Origin of the sequence: Bacteroides sp. An269 (assembly GCF_002159755.1) — a bacterium.
GTDB classification, from domain to species: Bacteria; Bacteroidota; Bacteroidia; order Bacteroidales; family Bacteroidaceae; genus Phocaeicola; species Phocaeicola intestinalis.
In genome coordinates, this window is sequence record NZ_NFJG01000155.1 from 1 (window position 1) to 7,443 (window position 7,443).

Sequence of the window (7,443 nt, forward strand, 5' to 3'; positions counted from 1 at the left end):
GGCAGCTACGGCTGCACCTGCATCGTAAAGCATATTGCCGATGTCCCATACCGTATCCCAAATCTTGCCGTCCTTGTCTATGCGGATAACGGGATTGCCGCCACAATAAGTATAAGGGGGGCTCGGATAATCTTGCTCCGATAACGGGTCAACACTCACAAACCTTCCTAATGCCGCATCATAGTGCCGTGCACCGTAATCGTACCAGTTCAAGCCGTTCTTGTTATCGAACTCCTTACCATTATACTTATAAGGCTGCATATTGTTCGTTGCCGCGAACACCCCGCCGAACGAATAATAATGATTCGTCTCCTCAACAGTTCCCGTGGAACTGATGACCACACGGTTATTACCTTGGTGGTCCTTCAAGTAATAATGGTACTTGCTGTCAGCCAAGGTGACATAGCCCTCTTCCGTCAACAGGTATTTCTGCGTGCCGTTTTCATAGACCACATTGCCGCAATAGTCAGTCGTGGTGGTCGTACTTCCTGTTTTATGCACCGTGCGTAGCTTTGTGCCGTCAGCAGCATATAAATAAGTGATGGTATTACCGTCCTTAAACGTGACCTTGCTTGGCAAATTTAAACAATTATATTGAATACCTGTAACATCTTTGTTCAAATCTTTTGTCAGGTTGCCATTTTGTCGTAGGAGTATTGATACGATACACAAAAAATAAAAACAGCCTAAATATCGAATCATTATTTGATTACAATATCAAGGCTGTCTTTATTAGAAACAAGCAAATTGTTACTTATTGCTTAAATATTTCAATTGTAAATCAATGCCATACGTTTTTATTGTCTTATAAAAACTAATAGAATCAAGCGGACCTGTAGTCTGACGTTGCAATTCTTCCCTATAACCTAAACGAGAAAAATTATACTGCTTGTCAATTATCCAGTATTGGGGATTATCTCCCGCCTTTGAATCTGATTTAGCAATAATCCAACGGTCATTAAAATTATAGGCAACAACTTCAAATGGCACAACTTGTACACTTTCCGAACTTGAAAAACATTCTTTGTCTCCATTGCGGTCATATACAATATCTGTATCATCCCATTGAAGCAATGCAAAATTATTCCCTAAATTCACAATCCAAAGGAAAGGACATTTACAACTAACAATCCACAAAACAACTAAACCAAGCACTAAAAACTTTTTCATATTTCTACTCTATTTTCTTAAAACTCCATAGCCATAATAATAAGCCCTAAATCCATGAGTGTCATTTAATCCTGTCCGCATCCGTTCCAAAAAAATTGCAGATCTACGGACAAATGAATCTCCTTGATTCCAATCGTAATACGTTGCTTCATCATTTACTACTGATATAGTACGCAAAACAGGGTTTTGTAATGTAACATTTACTCTTCCTAAAGCATATACTGTAGCCCTCAATCTTTCATTATAGATAGATTCTAATGTATTTGGGACAGTAAACAATTGAGTTCGTACAGGTTTCCCTATATTAGGAATGCCAATTTTGTCAACAGAAAGTTCCCCAAAATCCAATAAAGCCGCATTGATATATAATGCATTATTAGGGGTAGGATAATTCAACGCATTCGGATGGTTCTTAGCCCATTGAATGCCTTCGCTTACCGTCACAAAGCCATCATAATCCGGTCTGTTCACTAAACTTCTAACACTTGCCTCAACTATTCCACGAGTCCCTTCGTCAAGGCTGGAAAGACCTAAATCAAGTCCTTCAGCAAGTTCATGTTCCATACCTTGTTGGAAGAACTTCGAATCCATTATGATAGCGTCTCCTTGCAAACCTCTATTGTCCGTCCCTAAAAAGTTTCCTTCTTGATCGTAAATGGGATTTGCCAATCTGCCATCAGGGTCTATATACATAATAGGATTATTGACACAATAAGAATAAGGAGTAAAAGTACAATATTTTTCAGCCATCGGGTCAATAACATGCCACCTTCCCAACGCCGCATCATAGTGCCGTGCACCGTAATCGTACCAGTTCAGGCCGTTCTTCGTGTCAAACTCCTTACCGTTATACTTGTACGGCTGCACATTGTTCGTTGCTGCGAATACCCCGCCGAAAGGATAATAATGGTTTGTTTCTTCGACCGTCCCCGTTGAGCTGATAACCACACGGTTGTTGCCTTGATGGTCTTTCAGGTAATAATGGTACTTGCTGTCAGCCAAGGTGACATAGCCCTCTTCCGTCAGCAATAGCTTCTGCGTACCGTTTTCATAGACCACATTCCCGCAATAGTCTGTCGTGGTGGTCGTACTTCCTGTCTTATGCACCGTGCGCAGCTTTGTGCCGTCAGCTGCATACAGATAAGTTATCGTATTCCCGTTCCCGAACGTGACCTTGCTTGGCAAATTTAAACAATTATATTGAATCTCTGTGATATTCTTGTTCAAATCTTTCGTCAGGTTGCCGTTTTTGTCATACGTGTACTCATTCGCCTGCTTTACGGCATCTTTGAACTCGAAGCCGTTGTTGTTGAGCTACTGTACTAATGACATTGTCTACTTTCATTACTTGATTGACATTTAACATACAAGTCAATTGTCAGTCAAGCCGTAAGCAGTTGATGCATTCTCATTTGTCTCTTTCAAACGAACAAAATTTCTATAAGCAACTAATCAGAGACTAGCACTAAAGGTAATACTTTTCTAACTTTGTGAGAACGATTTTCTGACGCAGACCATTTCAAATGTTCTTGAAATAAACGAGTGATTTCATCTTGTAATGAATTTGAAACAAATTGATTTTTCCATCCTTTTATGGATACATCTACAGTATGACCTTTTCTATCAATACAAAAATCAACTATAATCTTTAAGGAATCTATCTTTTCTTTTTTCATAATAGGTAAGCATCTTTGCCTAACATAATTATAAAAAACATCCTGCTTTATCAATAAAATAGGAGTATGGGTTATTATCGTATCATTCAAGACCTTTTCCCCTTTTAAAATAAGTTCTTTCACTTTATCAATGAATAGGGTATTTATTTTATAAGAATTACCATTATAACACAAAATATATTTCCCTAAACACATCACCTTTATTCCTTGTGGAGTAAACATATAAATCTTGCATCTAACATCAATAGGTTGTTCCGTTTTGCATTTTTCTTCCAAAAGAATATCTGCCAATTCTGCAATACAACTCGAATCACGAAGTACAACTGTTTTATAAGCCAAAGCTGATTCAAAATTGTCACAACCAATATCAATCATTGTCATAAGATTGAAGTCCACATAATGAATAAGCAGACTATCTATTTCCATATAATGGCTTTGCGCAAAAACCGTTCGTGAACTCATGTTCACAAAAATCATTAACATACATGCACATAATATTTTTCCCATACGGCACTTTTATTTATAAAAGTGTCGGATATAGTAATTATCCGAACACTTTAAAAATTATAAATACTATAACATCGTATCGAATAAGATTCAATAGTACTGACAATCAAATATACTATTCCTTATTCTGCATAAACTCTATTATTTCTTATCTTTCTCTTCGGGCTTTATGATAATTGGATCTTTCCATTCAGTTGTTGTTGATCCTACTGTCTCATAAAGAGTTCCTGCATGATCTGTACGAGTAACCTCTGTTTTACCAATTTCTCCCAATTTTTTCGCCCGTTTTTACCAACGAGGTGGCAGAACTCTATAACCTGATTAAAATCGTAGACCGGAGTGCAAGGCTATAAGCTGATTTTAGTGCATAACGAGCTGCGCAACATAAGACAATCAGTCAAAAGAGAGAAGAGAATAAACTGCATGTCCAGTCCCAGTAGTATAGGACTACTGTCTTACAGCGTCAGGACTGCAGTCCTATATATATTAGGACTGCAGTCCTGGTATCTTAGGATTTTAAGAGGACTGGGATGTAAAGGACCATGCTGCTAATTGACTTCCCAATTCCTGCTTGCTTCCTGCTTATTTTCTTTTCAACTCCTCGGTCGGGACCATCCGGTACAGTTTGTCACTGGGGCGGATGCGTCCGGGCACCTTGAACGACACGTGCACGCCTTTGGGCACTACGTCCACCGGTTTCAGGTCGACACGGGCTTCGTCGAGGGTGACAAACATCGCGCCCGTAGTAGGACCCGTTATCAGCAGCTTGTCGCCTACCTTGATTTCGGACGCTTCTATCAGAAACTCAGCCACGCCGATGTTGGAGAAATACTTGATGCCCCGTCCGGCGTACACCTTGCGTTCGGTAGCGCCCGAACCGTAATTGCGGCTCCACTCTCCCAAGCGTTGCCCCAAGTAATAACCGTTCCAAAAGCCGCGGTTGAATACCGTCTTCAAGCGTTCGTCCCATGCGTCTTTCTTCGCTTCGGTAAACGTGCCGTCCAAGTACGACCGGATGGCTTCCTTATAGCACTCTACCACCGTCTTCACATACTCGGGTCCGCGGGCACGTCCCTCTATTTTGAACACCCGCACGCCCGCTTCTATCATTTCGTCCATAAAGCGGATGGTCTTCAGGTCTTTGGGCGACATGATGTACTGGTTATCCACTTCCAGTTCGATGTCGCTTTCCTTGTCTTTTACAATATAGGCGCGGCGGCACACCTGCATACAGGCACCGCGGTTGGCGGAAGCGTTCAGTTCGTTCAGGCTGAGGTAACACTTGCCCGATACCGCCATGCACAACGCTCCGTGGCAGAACATCTCGATACGCACGGGTTGCCCCATCGGGCCGGTGATGTGCTGCTCATGGATGGCATCGTATATCTTGCGCACCTGTTTCAGGTTCAGTTCACGTGCCAGCACCACCACGTCGGCAAACTGGGCATAAAAGCGCAGTGCCTCCACATTGCTGATGTTCAGTTGGGTAGAAAGGTGCACTTCCTGCCCGATTTGGTTGCAATACGCCATTACCGCCACATCGGCGGCAATCACCGCACTGATGCCTGCCTGTTTTGCCGCATCGATAATCCGGCGCATCAGCTCCAGGTCTTCATCGTAAATGATGGTATTCACCGTGAGGTAACTCTTTACCCCGTGCTCGTCGCACGTGCGTGCTATCTCGCGCAAGTCGTCAATGGTAAATGTGCTTGCCGACCGTGCCCGCATGTTCAAACTCTCGATACCGAAATAGATGGAATCTGCTCCGGCATGAATAGCCGCCGCCAGTGATTCGCGCGAACCTACCGGTGCCATAATCTCAAAGTCTTTTATCGAATAATCCATATTTCTTCTGATTTAGGCTGCAAAGGTAGCGATTTTCCAGCAATCATTGTGTATCTTTTATGCATAATGATAGAATAAATACCCAAAAACGAAACCCGATGTGCGCATATTTTCACTTTTCTATGTCATTTATTCAAAGAATTTACTATTTTTGCGCCCGTTTTTTGGGAAACAGACAAAACTATTCAATAAACCATAAACAATGTTTCTCCACAAGAGAGAGAGAAACCAACTGTAAACTATAAACACATAACAACCAATTAAACACTTATGAGCAGGTCACTAACTCTGCTATGCATGCTTTTGTTCTGCATAGCGACGTATGCGCAACGCATCACTGTTTCGGGAAAAGTCACTGCCGGAGGCGAAGGTTTGCCCGGCGTGACAGTAGCGGTAAAAGGAAGTACTAACGGTACAATCACCTCCATGGATGGCGACTATTCGCTACAGACCGAACCACAAAACACATTGGTATTTTCATTTATCGGCTACGAAACTCAGGAAGTTCCTATAAATGGGCAGAAAACCATTAACATAGAAATGCACGAATCCAGTATTGCCATCGATGAGGTGGTTATCGCCGTGCCCTACGGTACTGCAAAAAAATCTACCTTCACCGGTTCGGCAAGTGTAATCGACAACCTCATTTCCGCAACTCTTTTATCCTCTCATGACACGACAGTTTTTTTGCGATTTTCATGAAAAGTCTGAAGACTTCTGTGTGTCATGAGAGCTTGGGTCGTACCTTTCAGGCATAACTTCCCCTTACCCCACAAGGCAACTTGAGGCAATATGCCATAAATCCCACAAAGCATAAGGGCTAATCCGCCCCGCCCTTAAAGACATTCTCATAAGCCCTGTTTCCGGTGTAGATATTCAGCATGTGCATTCTGGAAGTCTTTATCCATTTAGCAGCCACAGAAACATACTTGAATACGAAAGCTTTGATGCGGCTTGTCCTGTTGAGTCCGAATGCCTTTACATTCATTCTGCGGATAATGGTTTTGTAGAAGTTCCTTATCAGTGCGGTCATCAGCAGATAGACCGTATTTTCAGCCAGGAAGGATTTGGGCAGACGCTTCCATCCGAATCCGTTGTTCATTTCGTCAAAGATTCTTTCCTTTCCTCCACGCAGGTTGTAGAATTCTACGATATCTCTGACATCGGATTCGAAATCATTGGTGAGAATGCACCTGTAGGTATATTCACCTTCCCATAGTTCCTGAGTTTTGTCAGTCCTTCTCTGTCTCTGAACAACTAGGCGATAAGGCTTTCCCTTCCACTTTTCCACGATAATGGAGTTCAGTTCGAATTCTATTCCGTTGATTTCCTCAGTCCTCCATCCTCGGAGAATGAACATGTCATCGTAAAACGCCGAGCATCTGTTGGCGCGGATGTAGAAATGGTTACAATGATCTTTTACCACATCCACAATCTCTTCGGAACATGACCCGCAGTCCATACGTACCCTGTCTATATGGATACCGTTGTCTTCAAGCCTTGTAAAGATCCTTTCAAGCGTATCCTGTTGGCGGAAACGGACATTGGTATTGCCGTCGCGGTTTTCTATGCCTACGATATGGTCGCCGATGACAGCTACTCCGGGGCTGTATCCGGTAAACTTCTTGTAGGTGGGCTTGGCGTCATACTTGCCTGTCTCGATAAACTGATGGTCGAAATCGAAATCATATTTCTGTCCCTCGTTTAATTCTCCGGTAGATATGAGTGCCTTGACAAGCAGTTCGTTCATGCGGTCTGCCACATTGAAATCATAGGATTTTCCCGAGACGGAAGACGTATAGGTTATGTTGGGGACGGTCAGTTCCTTGATGGCACGGAGAATCGTATCTGCGCTGCAGCTCCTTAGCACAGGATGAAAGGAAAGATGAGACATGAGATGGGTGGATATGTCTTCAACACAGGAGCCGCCACAGAAATACACGCACATGAGAGAACGGAAGATTTCACTGTATTGATAACCGAATGTCTTGGTACGTGGTCCCAAAGTGGAATCAATTATGTTAGACAAAAGAGCATCGAATTCTTCCATTACACAAAATATTCCACCAAAAGGAGTGATTTGTTCAGATTTTATTTGTACTTTTGCCATGCCTGATGAAGATTTGTTTGATTTTTATTGCAACACTAAGTTAAGTGAATCTTCTGACATGGCAAAATACTGGGTAATATATTATTACTCAGTATTTTAAATTTATTTCTAACAATATGTGTTGCGGAATTAAGG

6 protein-coding genes and 1 pseudogene are annotated in these 7,443 nt (G+C 42.2%); 1 reads left to right on the forward strand and 6 read right to left on the reverse strand.

Features of this window, described 5'->3' with window-relative positions:
• The 5 genes and pseudogenes from B5F71_RS17965 to B5F71_RS17985 all read right to left on the reverse strand — a co-directional run.
• Positions 1 to 621: RHS repeat-associated core domain-containing protein (locus B5F71_RS17965; RefSeq protein WP_343285810.1), on the reverse strand; the 621-nt coding region annotated here is incomplete at its 3' end.
• 129 nt (positions 622 to 750) lie between these two features.
• On the reverse strand, positions 751 to 1,170 hold the full coding sequence (locus tag B5F71_RS17970; RefSeq protein WP_087213082.1) for a hypothetical protein: 420 nt from the start codon (positions 1,168 to 1,170) through the stop codon (positions 751 to 753).
• Between the two features lie 672 nt (positions 1,171 to 1,842).
• A pseudogene (locus tag B5F71_RS17975) lies at positions 1,843 to 2,571 on the reverse strand (RHS repeat-associated core domain-containing protein); the annotation flags it as partial.
• Between the two features lie 47 nt (positions 2,572 to 2,618).
• Positions 2,619 to 3,353 (reverse strand): hypothetical protein, encoded by a 735-nt coding sequence (locus tag B5F71_RS17980; protein ID WP_140400101.1) that lies wholly within the window; start codon positions 3,351 to 3,353, stop codon positions 2,619 to 2,621.
• Between the two features lie 582 nt (positions 3,354 to 3,935).
• On the reverse strand, positions 3,936 to 5,198 hold the full coding sequence (locus B5F71_RS17985) for a peptidase U32 family protein (RefSeq protein WP_022039131.1): 1,263 nt from the start codon (positions 5,196 to 5,198) through the stop codon (positions 3,936 to 3,938).
• A 270-nt stretch (positions 5,199 to 5,468) separates the two neighbouring features.
• Between B5F71_RS17985 and B5F71_RS17990 the strand changes: the two genes are divergently transcribed.
• The gene (locus B5F71_RS17990; RefSeq protein ID WP_087213086.1) at positions 5,469 to 5,900 is read left to right on the forward strand and encodes a carboxypeptidase-like regulatory domain-containing protein; all 432 of its coding nucleotides are present in this window, start codon (positions 5,469 to 5,471) and stop codon (positions 5,898 to 5,900) included.
• A 118-nt stretch (positions 5,901 to 6,018) separates the two neighbouring features.
• Here the strand turns inward: B5F71_RS17990 and B5F71_RS17995 are convergent, their stop codons facing one another.
• Positions 6,019 to 7,308, reverse strand: coding sequence for an IS1380-like element IS1170 family transposase (locus tag B5F71_RS17995; protein ID WP_044064670.1), 1,290 nt, complete (start codon positions 7,306 to 7,308; stop codon positions 6,019 to 6,021).
• Between the last annotated feature and the right edge of the window lie 135 nt (positions 7,309 to 7,443).